The sequence below is a fragment of the Pandoraea sp. PE-S2R-1 genome (genome assembly GCF_002179865.1).
Lineage (GTDB): Bacteria > Pseudomonadota > Gammaproteobacteria > Burkholderiales > Burkholderiaceae > Pandoraea.
This window is the reverse complement of sequence record NZ_NGUR01000008.1, coordinates 49394-63969: the sequence shown is the minus strand read 5'-3', so window position 1 is coordinate 63969 and position 14576 is coordinate 49394. Positions and strand designations below refer to the sequence as shown.

The window sequence follows — 14576 nt, the reverse complement described above, 5'->3', positions numbered from 1 at the left end:
TTGCCCGGGCCCGGGGGTGCGACTTCACTTTAGCTAAACGACCACGCAGCAGGGAGTAACAATATCGTCGTGAATTCGGTCAGCGGCGGCGAGATCCAGCGCCTCGCTCTGGCCTGCCCGACGGCGCGCACGCGCCCCTCGTCGTGCAATGCCGAAAGGGCTCGCTGGACGGTGCGCTGATTGACGCCGAGCGCGAGGGCAATGGCGGACGTAGACCACGCCGCGCCATCGGCGAGTAAAGCGATCACCGAAGCGAATTCGCCATCGATCGGCGGCACGAGTACGGCAACCGGCCGGTCGTCGACGCTTCGCAGCACGAAGCCGCGCGGGGTTGCGTCGATCGTCGCCACGCCTTTGAGCAGCGCGCGCAGACGGCCGATTTCCACGCGCAGGCGGGCACGGTGCGTATCGTCGATATCGTCGGGCCGCCGCAGTCCGAAGGCTTCCGCAATGAGGGTTTCGCGGGGCACGTCAGTTGGCCACGTCTGTGCCAGACACCGGATCAGTGCGAAGAGCACCGGACGCCGCGCCAGTGGCCGCCACGTGTTTCCCGCACTCACGCCGCGTCGGCATGCATCGACCATCAGCGCACCGGACTTGAGCAAGCGGGCGACGTCGTCCAGACCCAGTACCCGCTCAGTGTCCGGATGCCAGAGACGCGCGACCGGCCGTGCCAGCACCGTGCGCACGTGTTCGACTTCGGCGCTCAGCGCGGGCACGTTCGCGATGTCGGCAGCCGCGTGTGCGCGTACCAGTGCAGCGTGCGCCTCGTCGATGCGCAGCGAGCGCAGGGCGAATTCCGTGGCAATGAGTTCGAAGACTGCGACAAGGCGTGCGGGCGCGTCATGCGCCTTGATCTCGTACAGCGCTTGGGCGGCGGCGTCGAGCCTACCAAGCAGTAGCAAACGACGCGCCATGACCAGACGGGCGAGCATTGCGTTGGCGGCATCGGCATGCGTGTCGAGCGTGGCAGCGGCGGCTTGCACGGCGCGAAGCGAACCGCTGAAATCTCGCGTGGCGAGGGCGATCTCGGCGTCGGCGACGATGCAACGCGCGCGTGCCATGGCCTCATGCACGCCGAAGCGACGCGCGGCGCGTTTGAGCAACTCGCGGGCGCGCGGGTATTCGCCCAACTGCGCCATGGCGATACCGCGCAGCGCGAGCGCAGGCGGGTCGTCTCGCAGCGCAACGCGCTGCAAGGCACCCAACGGGTCACCGGCGGCCAGTGCCCGGGCGGAGGCAGCGATCAGGGAGTCCATCGCGGGATATTACCTCGCGTCGGAGGTGGCCCACCGCGTTGTTATCGGCGAACTAGAATATGCCTTTCCACGGAGACAGCCATGACTTCAGCATTGCTTGTGATCGACTATCAACGCGGTCTGATCGACGACGAACCGCGTCCGGGCGACGCCGATCGAATCACGGAAAACATCAACGTGCTGATGACGAACGCCCGCCATGCCGGCGTACCCGTGGTACTGATTCAGCATGAGGACAACAAGACGTTGGTACGGGATTCGTCGCCGTGGGAACTGGCGAGTGCATTGGACGCAGGCGCAGGGGATTTCCGCATCGGGAAACGTACGCCGGATTCTTTTCTGGGAACGGAACTTCAGCCGCTGCTCACGTCACTTGGCGTGAAGCATGTCGTCGTGTGCGGCTATGCGAGTGAGTTCTGCGTGGACACCACGGTGCGGCAGGCCGCCGCGCTGGGCTACCCCGTGACCATTGCGGCCGACGCGCACACCACGCACGACAAACCGCATGCCACCGCCGCGCAGATTCGCGAACATCACAATGCCACGCTGTCGGATATCAGGAGCTTCGGCCCTAGAATTTCCGCCGTTCCCGTGGCATTGCTGGATTTCAACGCATTGATCTGATCGCCCTCAATACCCGCTGAGCACGGCAAAGGCGAGCGCCGCGCCCGACAGGATCAGCAACACGAAGAACAGCGGCAGGATGAACTTCAGCCACTGGCCGAAACCGACGCGCGCCGTCGCCAAGTAGGCCAACAACATCCCCGACGTCGGCGTGATCATGTTGGTCAGGCCGCCGCCCAGCAGGAACGCCAGCACCGACGTCTGGGGACTCACGCCCGAGAGTTGTGCGATCGGCCCGATGATCGGCATGCTGACCGCCGCCTTGCCCGAGACCGACGGAATGAACACGTCCAGCGCCATCTGCACGCCCATCAGACCATTGGCCACGGCCACCGCCGATTGCCCGCGCACCCGCTGCGTGAAGTCGTTGATCAGCGTATCGAGCACGTAGCTGCCGTGCAGAATGATCTCGACGGATGCCGCCAGCCCGATCAGCAGCCCCGCGAGCATCATGCCCTTGAGCCCTTCGACGAACGCGTCCGCTGCCGTGCGCGAATCAAGCCGCCCCACGACCGCCGTCACCAGACTCGTCAGCACATAGAACGCCGACAGTTCCAGATTGCCCCACTTCAATTCACGCGTGCCGTACACCAGCATCGCCGCCGCCACGGCCAGCACGAGCAGCGTGGCCTTATGACGCGTCGAGAGTCGCGCATGCAGATGGGCCACTTCCTGCATATGCGCCCGCGCCTCGGCGAGCCGATAGTCGCTGCGATACACATGCCAGAGAAAGTACGCGATACCCAGCGTGAGAAAGACAACGAAGATGGCCACTCGCAGGCCAAGCCCGGAGAACAGCGGCAAGCCCACCAGCGGCTGCGCCACCGCCAACGCGAGCGGGTTGGTCACCGACGCGATGTAGCCGATCTTGGCGGCAATGGCCACCAGCGCTACGGCAAACAGATTCGAGAGCCCCAGACGGCGCGTGAGCACCATCACCATCGGAATGACCACGAGGTATTCCGAGATGAACCCGAGCAACGTGCTGCCCAACGCAATCAACACCATCAGCAACGGTGCCAGCACGTACATGTTGCCCGAGGTCAGTTGCAACAGACGATCGATACCGGCATCGATGGCCCCGGTCTTGCGCATCACCCCGAACATGCCGCCGACGAACATCACCATGAAGATCAGCGGCGCGTTCTTCACCAGCCCCTGCGGCACCGAGAGGAACGCCGACACCACGTTGGCGGGCTGTGCCTGCTCCGGCGTGCTGTGCGTCGCTTTCGGTGCAACGAGCAAGCCGACCTCATGCGTCTTGGGCACCACCTGATAGGTGCCCGGCACGACCAACTTGCCCGCGCGCTCAAAGCGGCCCGCGTCGACCCACCAGGTCAGCGCCACGGCCATGATCAGCACCCACAGCATCATCACCACAGGGTGCAGCATCTTGCCGTGCGGCTTCTCTTCGCGGCCGGCAGCACCGTCGCCGTGATCGCCGCCACGGGTGGTGTCACCCGGGCGCTCCGGCGCGGAAAGTGATGCGGAATGGGAATGCCCGTCGACGGGCGTCGGCGCTAGCGCTGTCATGGAAGTTCTGCCTGTTGTCTCGTATTGATTTTGAAATGACGTCGCGCCGCGCCTTGCCGAGCGCCTGATCAGCCGAACGCATCAGACCCATCGGCCTTCAACTGCGCTACGCCACCCGATTCGCGGGTTGCGCGACGTTCGAGGCGGCGGCATTCGTTGTGCCTGCCGCCGTGCCGACATACCCCAGTTCTGCCGAAATCTGACGGCTGCACGCTTGCAAACGCTCCAGATAATCGGGAATCTCGATGCGGCTGATACGCGCCTCGGGCCCCGAGATCGACAACGCCGCCACCACGTCGCCCGATACGTCGCGCAGCGGCACGGCAATCGCCACGGCACCGCTCGTCACTTCGCCCGCGCTCATCGCGTAGCCCTTGCGCGCCACACCTGCCAGTTCCTCGGCAAACGCCACCGGCTCGACGGCAGTCGGCAAGTGCTTCATCCGGGCAAAAAACTCGTTGCGAATCGCGTCTTGCGCAAACGCCAGCAACAACTTGCCGGACGCGCCCGAAATAATCGAACGGCGATTGCCCACTGCGCCGACCGAGCGCACCTGATGCGTGGTTTCGCAACGCGCGACGCACACCGTCTCGAGCCCTTCGCGCACGCGCAGCACGATCGTCTCGTTGATCGACTGATTGAGCGCGAGCATGTACTTCTGCGCGGCCCGCACGAGAATGTTCTGTTGTGACGCGGCCACCCCGATCACGAACGCCTGCGGACCAAGCGCATACGTCGTCGTGCGCTCGTCCTGCAACACGAAACGGTTGTGCTCCAGCGTGCACAGCATGCGATACGTGCGCGACTTGTTGATGCCCAGTCGATTGGACAACTCGGTCACCCCGAGCCCCGGGTGCTCGGCCACCAGCGAGAGCAGCTTGAGGGCGCTGTCGACGGAATCGACGATGTAGTTCATGAGATTTCCTTCGGGCTTAGCTGCGCTCGCACCCAATGGGCCAGCGCAGCAGTGAACGTTTCCAGATTGCGCCCGAGCGTATCAAATCCGGCGTGCTTCACAAAGCGCGCTTCGTCCATGTAAAGCGCCCGGTTGATTTCGATCTGCACGCTGGAGCGGCGCTGCGCCGGATCGCTCACCGCCGTGAGCAGGTCGCCGCCCTGATACGGCGTGTTGACCAGCACGCGATAGCCGAGCCCGCGCAATGCCTCCGCCACCCACGCCGTGAATGCCGGGTCGGCGGTGGTGCCGAGCCGGTCGCTCACGACCATGTCCGGGCGCTGCGCCCCTTCATCCACATTCATCGCATTGCCGCGCGACTTCATCGAATGACAGTCCACGTGCCACAACGCCCCGTGCTGTGCGACCGCCGCATCCGCGGCGTCGGCGAGGGCGCGGCGGTACGGCAGGTAGTACGCGTCGAGACGGTGCTGCACTTCGGCCACCGTCAACTTGCGGTCGTACATCGGCATGCCCGGCAGCGCATAGCGGCGCAGCAAGCCCATGCCACGCGCCGAGTACTTCTCCGGCGCAATCGCACCCGGCCAGGGCGCATCGAGCATGTCGGCATCGATATCGGTCGCCGCGCGATTCGCATCGATGTACGTGCGCGGAAACGTCGCGCCGATCAGCGTGCCGCCATGACGCGGGACACAAGTCCACAGCTCGTCGACGAAGGCGTCCCATCCCGAGAGCAACGCTTCGTGCGGCGCAATCGTGCCGAAGTCGGCCGGCATCTCGATGCCGCTGTGCGGCGAGTCGAACACGATCGGCAACGACTCGCCCTGAGCGCGCGTCACGAAGCACGCCGTGTTGTTTTCTTGCGTCACCATCGAAATTTTTTCCAACGTTCTGATCACCACTTTGCAGCCGGAAATCGTCTGCATCGACCGCCTCAAACTGTCTTTGTTTTATTTATTAAAACAACGTATTAAAAATTAAGCCTCAAAAAATTTGGCGGGTCAAGCACCCTCGACATCCTTTTTGCCCGGCCATCGATGCCGTCACACACTAAAACCCCGCCAAACATGCCCGCCAGTTGGATGTTTCAGTGATTGAAATGATGCGATCAGTGCACTGACGTGATCTTCAGGTCGCTAATTTTTTCTCCCCCGTTGACGATTTCACGTCCTCGAATTGATAATTTTCAAAACGTCGTTTTAATCATTAAAACATTCGAGTCAATCACTCAAAAACACCCGGAGGGGGGATATGAATCACAAGGCATGGTCAGTCGCACGCATGGCGTTTCTGGGCCTGGGCACGGCCGCAATCAGCGCATCGGCAGCCGCGCAATCGAACGTCACGCTCTACGGCCTGATCGACAGCGGGGTGACTTACGTCAGCAAGGTGGCAGGCCCGAGCGGCACGGCCACGGGCAACCGGTTCAGCGTGGATAGCGGCGATCTCCAGCAATCGCGCTGGGGCATGAAGGGCACCGAGGATCTGGGCGGTGGCCTGAAGGCCTTGTTCATCCTTGAGGGGGGCTTCTCGGTGGCCAACGGCACGGCCGGTCAGGGCGGGCTGCCGCTCGGCCGCACGTCAGTCGTCGGCCTGTCCAGCCCCTACGGTACGGTGCAATTGGGCCGCCGCAAGGATTACATCGATGAAATCGCGACGTGGTATTCGAGCGTCTACAACTTCGGCGTCTTCATCAACGGCGTGCACGACAACAACCTCGACCGGGTCGGCGGCAACCGTTCGAACAACTCGATCCGCTACGACTCGCCCGACTTCAACGGCCTGACCGCCAACGCGACCTACGGCTTCGGCGGCACGCCCGGCTCGATGTCGACGGGACAATCGCTCGGCTTCGGTGCCAACTACAAGTACGGCGGTTTCGGCATCGGCTTTGGCTACTGGCAGTCGCGTCTGGGCACAGGGACGGCCGCTACCAACACGTCGAGCGACGTGGGCGCCAGCTCAGGCGCCGGCTGCGATCCGGCTTACGGCAATTCGGGGGATGTGTGCATCCGCACGTGGATGGTGGGCACGAGCTACAAGTGGGACAAGGCGCGCGTCTACGCCTCGTGGTCACGCACGCTGCAACCGCTCGCGCGCTTTGGCGGCACGTCGGCACCGTTCGCCACCACGTTCACCAGTGCAGCGAGCACCGGCGCATTTGCCGCCGCAGGCTCGAACAACAGCGCGACCAATGTGTTCGACGTGGGCGTGAACTACTGGGTGCTGCCGAACCTCGAGTTGGTCGGCGCGGTGCTGCATTCGCGTTATTCGTTCGTTGGCGCGCCGGATACGGGCCGCCTGCTCCAGTTCAACGTCGGGGTGGACTACTTCCTGTCCAAGCGCACGGACATCTACTCGTACTTCGCCAACCTGCGTGCGTGGAACATGTACAACCCGGGCATCACCGGCGGCGCACCGGGACGCGACGCCACGCAAAGCGCCATGACCATCGGCGTGCGTCACACGTTCTGATCGCAGCAACGCAATCAACGAAAAAAGCCGCGCCCTGCAACGGGGTGCGGCCCGGATGCCTGCACGAGCGCGAGCTTGCGCGGGCATCGCTCATTGTCTGCCGTAGTTCGTTCGCCGCAATGCTGAAGACTCAGTGCGACGTCGTCTTCACACCGGGGCGGCAACCGCTGCCTTCGCAGGCAGCCGGCGGCGCGCGTGTCTGTGCGACTGGCGCAGGTGCCGCGTCAGCGCGTCCGAAGCCGATCTGCTGGAAAACACCGCCACCCAGCTCGAAGCCTGTGGCGTAGTGATAAGCGGCGATCGTCGAGCCCAACGCCACCGAAAGCAACAGCAACGTACCCGTACGCCAATGGCGTCGGACCGTGGAAGCCATGTCTCCTCCCTGTCAGAGGTCGGCCCGCTCGGACGACGCTCGTCACCAGCGCATGGCGACGTCTCGGCGGGGATCGAGTTCCAGTCACTACTGAGTCTCGTTTTTTCGCGATTCTGCACGCGCCGCCCCCCTTTTGTCATCCCCGGCTATCCCTAAGTCCTGAATTTATATCGTGATGTGATATATTTTTTGGCTTTCGGGCCTACGCCTGATAACGCATTCCTTTGGACCTTTCCGGAACATGTCCCGCGACACTTCTCCCGATGCGACCGACCCTGCCGCGCCGATCACGGCCGATGCCCTGAACAAGAGCGACTTCGAAGCCCTCTCCGAATTTCGCTATCGCCTGCGCCGGTTCCTGAACTTCAGCGAGACCGCGGCGCGCGAGGGTGGCATCACGCCGCAGCAGTATCTGTTGCTGCTGCACGTGAAAGGTATACCGGGACGTGAGTGGGCGTCGATTAGTGAATTAGCGGAGCGACTGCAAGCCGTCCATCACAGCGTGGTTGCGCTGGTGGCGCGCTGCGAAAAGGCCGGGCTCGTTACACGCCGGCAAAACGAGAGCGACCGGCGCGTGGTGGAAGTTCATCTCTCGCCCGCCGGTGACGCGTGTCTCGCCAAGCTCGCCGCCCAGCATCGCAACGAGCTGACCACCTTCGCCGACATCTTCCACATTCGTGGCGTTCACCTGTAGGCAACGGTCCCACCATGTCATCTGCTTCCGATACGACTTCACCGATGGCACCACCGGCCCATGCGCGCGACTTTGCGCGCACGCCGGGGCTGTCGCGACTCATTGTGCTGGCCGCGTTCATCGGCTTTTGCGGTGTTCCCGCCGCGTGGTTGCTGCTGCACCTGATTCAGGGCTTCACCAACCTGTTCTTCTATCAGACGCTGTCGTTCGCGCCGACCTCGCCCGCGCACAACACGCTGGGCCTCGCCGTCATCGCATTGCCCGTCATCGGCGGGTTGATCGTCGGCGCGATGGCGCGCTTCGGCAGCGACAAGATTCGCGGCCACGGGATTCCGGAAGCCATCGAGGCGATCCTCTTCGGCAAGAGCAAGATGTCGCCGCGCGTGGCTGTGCTCAAGCCGTTGTCCTCAGGCATCGTGATCGGCAGCGGCGGACCGTTCGGGGCCGAGGGGCCGATCATCATGACCGGCGGTGCCATCGGCTCGCTGATCGCGCAGGTCTTTCACCTGAGCGCCGCCGAGCGCAAGACACTGCTGGTCGCCGGGGCAGCCGCCGGCATGACCGCCGTCTTCGGCACACCGGTTGCCGCCGTGCTGCTCGCGGTGGAGCTGCTGTTGTTCGAATGGCGCCCGCGCAGCCTGCTGCCCGTCATCGTGGCGTGCGCCGTCGCCGGTTTTGCACGGCCGCTGATGCTTGAAGCCGGGCCGCTGTTCCCGATGACGACGCCGCCCGTCGTGCCGATCGCCTTGGTGTCATGCGTGATCGCGGGTGTGTGTGCCGGTGTGCTGTCCGCAGGCATGTCGCGCGCGCTCTACGCGATCGAAGATGCGTTTCACAAGCTGCCGGTGCATTGGATGTGGTGGCCAGCCATTGGCGGCCTCGCGGTCGGCATCGGTGGCTATTTGCAGCCGCGTGCGCTCGGTGTGGGTTATGACGTCATCGCCGACTTGCTCGCGGGTCACTTCACCCTGCACGCGGCGCTCGCGCTATTGCTGGTCAAGGCGATCATCTGGGCGATTGCGCTGGGGTCGTGCACGTCGGGCGGTGTGCTTGCCCCGCTGCTGATGATCGGTGCAGGGCTCGGCACCTTGCTCGCCCCGGTGCTGCCGGGCGGCGACGTGTCGCTCTGGGCGCTCATCTGCATGGCGGCCACGCTGGCCGGCGTGCTCGGTGCGCCGCTCACCGCCATCGTCTTTGCCCTCGGCCTGACACACGACGTCAACGCGTTGCTGCCGCTGCTTCTGACCTGCGGTGTGGCCTACGGCGTGACGATCTGGATCATGCCGCGCTCGATCATGACGGAGAAGATTGCGCGGCGCGGGCGGCACATTCATCGCGAGTATGGTGTCGATCCGCTTGAGCGGCTGCACGTCGGTGAGCTGATGACGCGCGAGCCGGTTGCCCTGTCGGCGGACATGACGATCGACGCCGCTGCCACACAAGCGTTCGGCGCGAGTCAACGTCATCGGGCCTACCCGGTGACCGATGCGACGCACGCCGTGCTGGGCATGGTTGACCGTCAGGCGCTCACGCGGGCACAGGCTGCCGGCCTGCAAACGCTGGGGCAGTTGTACGGCGTGAATCCGCCGCTGGTGGCGCTGCCGGGCGAGACAGGGCGCATCCTCTCGGCACGCTTTGCCGCGCATGGTCTTGAGCGTCTGCCGGTTGTCACCGATGCCGCCTCACGCCGTCTCATCGGCATCATCAGCCGCAGCGATCTGGTCAAGCCGGCCGAGCACTGGCGTGCCGAAGAGCAGGTACGCGAGCGCATGCTTCATCTCGGACGTAAGCACAACTGAAGCCTGCCAATTCAGAGTCCCATAAAAAACGCGGCGCACAAGGCGCCGCGTCAACACTGCTACTACGGTCAATCGGTTGTCAGTGCATCGCCGCCGACTTGCGCGCCTGAGCGGCGTCGTCGGACGACAGTTGATCGCCACGTGCACGCTCCCATGCATTCTTGGCGAGCAAGGCGATGGTCGCAATCACCGCCGGAATCGCCAGCAGCGAGAACGTTGCCGAGAAGCCGAGGTGGCGGCGCATCAATTCCGCACCGAGCAACGCACCGGCAATGCCGCCAAAGCGGCCGATTCCGAGCATCCATGCCACGCCGGTGGCACGGCCGTGCGTCGGGTAGAACATCGCGGCGAGCGACGGCATCGACGATTGCGCGCCGTTCATCGCCGTGCCTGCGAGGAAGATCAGCGTGACAAGCATGCCGATGTCACCCATCGCCTGCCCCACGGCGTAGACCAGCACGGCCGTCAGCGCATAGCCGACCGCCACCACTTTCTGCGCATTGAACTTGTCCATCAGCCAGCCCGACAGAATCGTGCCGACACCGCCGCCCAGCGGGAACAGTGCGGTAATCAATGCGGCGCGTTGCACGGTAAAGCCGGCATCCTTGAACAGAATCGGCATCCAGCTCGTGAGCAGGTAGAAGATCACCAGCCCCATGAAGTAGGTCAGCCACAGCATCACCGAGCCGAAACCGTATTGCTTCGACAGCACCACGCCGATGGGGGAACCCGCACGCTTCGGCGCGGCTTCGTTGACGGTAAACGTCGTCACGTCATCCATCGACTCCCCGGCAATGCGCGACAGAATGCGACGCACGCGCTCGACCGGCTTCTGATGCACGACGAGATACTTCACCGACTCGGGCAGCAGGAAAATCAGCAGCACCGAGAGCAACAGCGGCAGCACGCCGCCAAGCACCAGCACGCTGTGCCAGCCGAACGTCGGAATCAGCCACGACGCGACAAAGCCGCCGACCGATGCGCCCAGCGGAAACCCGCAGAACATCGTGTTGACGATCACGGCGCGGCGCGCTTCGGGCGCAAACTCCGAGATCAGCGTCACGGCATTGGGCATGGCTGCGCCCAGACCAAGTCCGGTGAGAAAGCGCAACACCGTCAGCGTCGTCAGATCCTGCGCGAAGGCGGTCGCCAAACTGGCAACACCAAAGAACACGACCGACAGCACGAGCATCGTCTTGCGGCCGACGCGATCGGCGAGCGGGCCGGCAAAGATGGCACCGCCGGCCAGACCGAACAGCGCCGCCGAGAGCACCGGACCGAGCGAGCCCTTATCGATGTGCCATTCCTGCACGAGCGCGGGCGCGATGTAGCCAATAGCGGCGGTGTCGAAACCGTCGATGGCGACGATGAAGAAACACAAGATCAGCACCAGCCACTGAAAGCCGGAAAACCGTTGTGCGTTGATATAGGCGGGCACATCCACCGTGCGCGTCTGGGTCATGAAGCTGTCTCCTCGGAGCTTTGCCGCTCCGTATGTCGTCGTTCTGAAACCGGGTTACGTCCCTCTGAGGGGGCGCGGGGGGGGTCCCGATTTCTGCCGCTACTGTACGTGTTTCGCCCGCCTCTCGAAATGATCTTTCGTCAGATCATCCATAACGGGCGGTTATGCCCCCGGCAGGTGCCGCCGGGGTGCGAGAACCTTATAGCACGGCCAGTCATCAAGCCCTCATAGGGCCGTCAGGCCAACGGCAGCCCGACGTAGTTTTCCGCCAGCGTCATCGACGCCGCACGCGAGCTCACCACGTACTCCAGCTCGGCGCGTTGCATCTTTTGCTCGAACGGCGACGCGTCGTCCAGACGGTGCAGCATGCGCGTCATCCAGTACGAGAAGTGCTCGGCACGCCAGATCCGCTTGAGCGCCGCCTCGGAATACCCCTTGAGCGCGCCTTCCGTATCGCGATGGAAGAAGTCGTCGAGCGCACGGGCCAGACGCCACACGTCGGCGACGGCCAGATTCATCCCCTTGGCGCCCGTGGGCGGCACGATGTGCGCGGCATCCCCTGCGAGAAAGAGTCGGCCGTGTTGCATCGGCGTTGCCACGAAACTGCGCATGGCGATGACGCCCTTCTGGAAGATGCGCCCTTCCTTGAGTCGCCAGCCATCGTCGCTCTCGGTGCGCGTGTGCAGTTCGTGCCAGATGCGCTCGTCGCTCCACGTCTCGGCACGCTCGGCCGGGTCGCACTGGAAGTACATGCGCTGCACCATCGGCGAGCGCGTGCTGATGAGGGCGAAGCCACGTTCGTGCGCGGCGTAGATCAGTTCGTCGGATGACGGCGGTGCCTCCACCAGCACGCCGAACCAGCCGAACGGATACACGCGCTGATATTCGTTGCGCACGTCCGACGGCACCGCTGCACGGCACACGCCGTGGAACCCGTCGCAACCCGCGATGAAATCGCAGTTGAGGCGGCGCGTCTGTCCGCCCACCGTGAACTGCACGCTCGGTTGCGTGCTGTCGACGTCGTGCACCGAGACGTCGGACACCTCGAACAGAATCTCGCCCTGCGCCGCCTCGCGGGCCGCGATCAGGTCCTTGATGACCTCGTGCTGCGCGTAGACCGTGATGGCACGCCCGGTCAGTTCGGTCAGTGCAATGCGATGGCGAGCGCCGCCAAACGCCAGCTCGATCCCGTGGTGTACCGCCCCTTCGCGGCGCATGCGCTCGCCCACGCCCGTCTCGTTGAGAATGTCCATCGTGCCCTGCTCCAGCACACCGGCGCGAATGGTCGACTCGACGGCTTCGCGCGAGCGCGATTCGAGCACGATCGATTCGATGCCCTGCAAGTGCAGCAGATGAGAAAGCAGCAGGCCGGCAGGACCGGCACCGACGATGACGACGGGGTAATGGGTACGCATGAGGTTGTCTCCTTAAATTTGCGTCGCCCTCTCGAGACACAAACGGCATGCGCGAATGTTGTATTTCTTGACTGCGCTTCACGCATTGCACCAACTTAGGACTGCGCGTAAACGAGCATGTCGAAACACGCGCGCACGCCTTGTCATGAGGGGCGAATGCGTCATATCTTATGGACCGCGCGCGTCGCATTGAATGGATGAATCGACGACTTTCTTGTACTTTTCCGACAACTTCGCCCAAGGGAAAACCAGTATGTCAGGCTCGTCATCCCGACTGCGCGCGGCGCGCGACACGATTCCGGAGTTTTCGCTTTACGGTGAATTGCACGAGACCGACAGCGCCGATTTCGTCCATATCGAGTGGATTGAAACGCGCAGCCGTCTGTACGACTGGCACATCGACACGCATCGCCATCTGGGACTGTTTCAGGTACTCGCGATCTTCGAGGGCACCGTCGAGGCGAATGTCGACGACGAGACGTGGGAAGTCGAAGGCCCGGCGGTGATCACCGTGCATCCGTCGGCCGTGCATAACTTCCGCTTCAGCCGCGGCGCGCACGGCTTTGTGTTGACGATGGCACAGAGCGTGCCGTTCGACGCCGCGTTCGGGGTCGATGCCGATGTCGAATCGCTGCTGCGAAAGCCGTGGCTCTTCGCGCTGGCTGACGCGCCGCAAACACGCGACCGTCTCTATACCCTGCTGGGCCTGATCATGGACGAGTTTTCGCGCCCGCAACTCGGACACGCGGAGATGGTCGGCTGGCTCACGCGCAGCGTTCTGCTGCTGCTCACGCGACTGCGCGCGCATCACGATTCGGCCACGCGCACAGGGCGGACCGAACTCGATTTGTTTGCACGATTTCGCGCACTGGTGGAAACGCACTACACCGAGGCGTGGAGCGTGCCTGCGTACGCTGAGCGGCTGCATGTGACGGAGAGCAAGCTCAACCGGCTGTGCCGGCGCATCGCGGGCAAATCGGCCTTCGATTTGGTGCAGGACCGGCTCATGCTCGAAGCCCGCCGCAAGCTCATCTATATTCCCGCACCGGTCTCGCACGTCGCCTACGAACTTGGCTTTCAGGACCCGGCGTACTTCTGCCGGGTGTTCAAGCGGCACGTGGGCGTCACGCCCTCGGCATTCCGGCGCTCGGCCCAGCATGAACATCTCGGCGACGACGTGCCGGCCGAGATGTCGGATGAAACGCAGGACTAGGTGCAGGACTAGACTTAAGCCGCCCCGCGCAGGAACGACGACAGCGCGGTCGTGACCGCCGATGCGCATTCGATGTTCGACAGATGCGCGCCCGGCACCACCACCTGCTGCGCGCCGGCAATGCGCTCGACGATGGCTGTCGACATCGCCGGCGGCGTCGCCATATCTTCCGACCCGGTAATCACCAGTGTCGGCGCCTTGATGGCGGCAATCTCATCGAGCTGATTCATATCGCGCACCGCACCGCAGGCCGCCGCGTAGCCTTCCGGCGAGAGCGAACGGAACATGGCCTTCATGCCGTCCACGGTGGCGGGCTCACGCTGCGGATACGACGGCGTGAACCAGCGCGACACGACGGCATCGGTCACGGCGCCCATGCCGTCAGCAAGCACGGTACGGATACGGCCGTTCCAGCCATCCTCGCCGCCGATGTGCGCCGACGAGCAGACAATCGCCAGACGCTCAAGACGCTCCGGCGCATGAATGCCCAGCCACATGCCGGTCATGCCGCCCATCGACACCCCTGCCAGACTGGCACGGGCAACGCCGAGGGCATCGAGCAGTGCCACCACGTCGCGCCCGAGTTGCGCGATGTTGTACGGCCCCGGCGTCACCGACGAGCCACCGTGTCCGCGCGTGTCGTAGCGAATCACACGGAAGTCTCGTGCGAGCTCGCTCACCTGCGGCGCCCACATCTCCAGCGTGGTGCCCAGCGAATTGGACAGCACCAGTGCGGGGGCGTGGTCGGCCCCATCGATCGCCACACGCAGCGTGGCGTCACCCACGTCGATCAGACGTTCTACGGTCATTCGA

Annotated in this window: 13 protein-coding genes; 5 read left to right on the top strand and 8 right to left on the bottom strand. The window is 64.0% G+C overall.

Features of this window, described 5'->3' with window-relative positions:
* Positions 1-29 precede the first annotated feature (29 nt).
* Positions 30-1259 carry a helix-turn-helix domain-containing protein gene (locus CDV44_RS06895; protein WP_087687347.1) on the bottom strand — a complete coding sequence of 410 codons (1230 nt, stop codon included), beginning with the start codon at positions 1257-1259 and terminating at the stop codon, positions 30-32.
* An 81-nt stretch (positions 1260-1340) separates the two neighbouring features.
* On the opposite strand from CDV44_RS06895, the gene CDV44_RS06890 reads away from it, so the two are divergent.
* Positions 1341-1883, top strand: a complete 543-nt coding sequence (locus CDV44_RS06890) for a cysteine hydrolase family protein (RefSeq protein ID WP_087687346.1) — start codon at positions 1341-1343, stop codon at positions 1881-1883.
* A 6-nt stretch (positions 1884-1889) separates the two neighbouring features.
* Here CDV44_RS06890 and CDV44_RS06885 read toward each other — a convergent pair whose 3' ends face one another.
* The 3 genes from CDV44_RS06885 to CDV44_RS06875 form a co-directional block, all read right to left on the bottom strand.
* Complete coding sequence (locus CDV44_RS06885; protein ID WP_087687345.1) at positions 1890-3416, bottom strand: YfcC family protein; 1527 nt, start codon at positions 3414-3416, stop codon at positions 1890-1892.
* 106 nt (positions 3417-3522) lie between these two features.
* The gene (locus CDV44_RS06880; protein ID WP_087687344.1) at positions 3523-4332 is read right to left on the bottom strand and encodes an IclR family transcriptional regulator; all 810 of its coding nucleotides are present in this window, start codon (positions 4330-4332) and stop codon (positions 3523-3525) included.
* Positions 4329-5204, bottom strand: a complete 876-nt coding sequence (locus tag CDV44_RS06875; RefSeq protein WP_087687436.1) for an N-formylglutamate amidohydrolase — start codon at positions 5202-5204, stop codon at positions 4329-4331. The genes CDV44_RS06880 and CDV44_RS06875 overlap by 4 nt, the downstream gene beginning before the upstream one ends.
* 379 nt (positions 5205-5583) lie before the next feature.
* On the opposite strand from CDV44_RS06875, the gene CDV44_RS06870 reads away from it, so the two are divergent.
* Positions 5584-6807, top strand: a complete 1224-nt coding sequence (locus CDV44_RS06870; protein WP_087687343.1) for a porin — start codon at positions 5584-5586, stop codon at positions 6805-6807.
* 130 nt (positions 6808-6937) lie between these two features.
* On the opposite strand, the gene CDV44_RS06865 is transcribed toward CDV44_RS06870, so the two are convergent.
* Positions 6938-7180, bottom strand: coding sequence for a hypothetical protein (locus CDV44_RS06865; protein ID WP_058375606.1), 243 nt, complete (start codon positions 7178-7180; stop codon positions 6938-6940).
* Positions 7181-7421: 241 nt separating this feature from the next.
* Between CDV44_RS06865 and CDV44_RS06860 the strand changes: the two genes are divergently transcribed.
* Both CDV44_RS06860 and CDV44_RS06855 read left to right on the top strand, forming a co-directional pair.
* Positions 7422-7874 (top strand): MarR family winged helix-turn-helix transcriptional regulator, encoded by a 453-nt coding sequence (locus tag CDV44_RS06860; protein ID WP_058375607.1) that lies wholly within the window; start codon positions 7422-7424, stop codon positions 7872-7874.
* Between the two features lie 44 nt (positions 7875-7918).
* On the top strand, positions 7919-9673 hold the full coding sequence (locus CDV44_RS06855) for a chloride channel protein (RefSeq protein WP_087687342.1): 1755 nt from the start codon (positions 7919-7921) through the stop codon (positions 9671-9673).
* Between the two features lie 79 nt (positions 9674-9752).
* Here the strand turns inward: CDV44_RS06855 and CDV44_RS06850 are convergent, their stop codons facing one another.
* Together CDV44_RS06850 and CDV44_RS06845 are read right to left on the bottom strand one after the other, a co-directional pair.
* Positions 9753-11135, bottom strand: a complete 1383-nt coding sequence (locus tag CDV44_RS06850) for an MFS transporter (protein WP_087687341.1) — start codon at positions 11133-11135, stop codon at positions 9753-9755.
* A 236-nt stretch (positions 11136-11371) separates the two neighbouring features.
* Complete coding sequence (locus CDV44_RS06845) at positions 11372-12550, bottom strand: 4-hydroxybenzoate 3-monooxygenase (RefSeq protein ID WP_087687340.1); 1179 nt, start codon at positions 12548-12550, stop codon at positions 11372-11374.
* A gap of 253 nt (positions 12551-12803) precedes the next feature.
* Here CDV44_RS06845 and CDV44_RS06840 point away from each other — a divergent pair, with 253 nt between their 5' ends.
* Positions 12804-13763: a helix-turn-helix domain-containing protein gene (locus CDV44_RS06840; RefSeq protein ID WP_170935879.1), complete on the top strand. Its 960-nt coding sequence runs from the start codon at positions 12804-12806 to the stop codon at positions 13761-13763.
* Positions 13764-13777: 14 nt separating this feature from the next.
* On the opposite strand, the gene pcaD is transcribed toward CDV44_RS06840, so the two are convergent.
* Positions 13778-14572 (bottom strand): 3-oxoadipate enol-lactonase, encoded by a 795-nt coding sequence (pcaD, locus tag CDV44_RS06835; RefSeq protein WP_087687338.1) that lies wholly within the window; start codon positions 14570-14572, stop codon positions 13778-13780.
* Between the last annotated feature and the right edge of the window lie 4 nt (positions 14573-14576).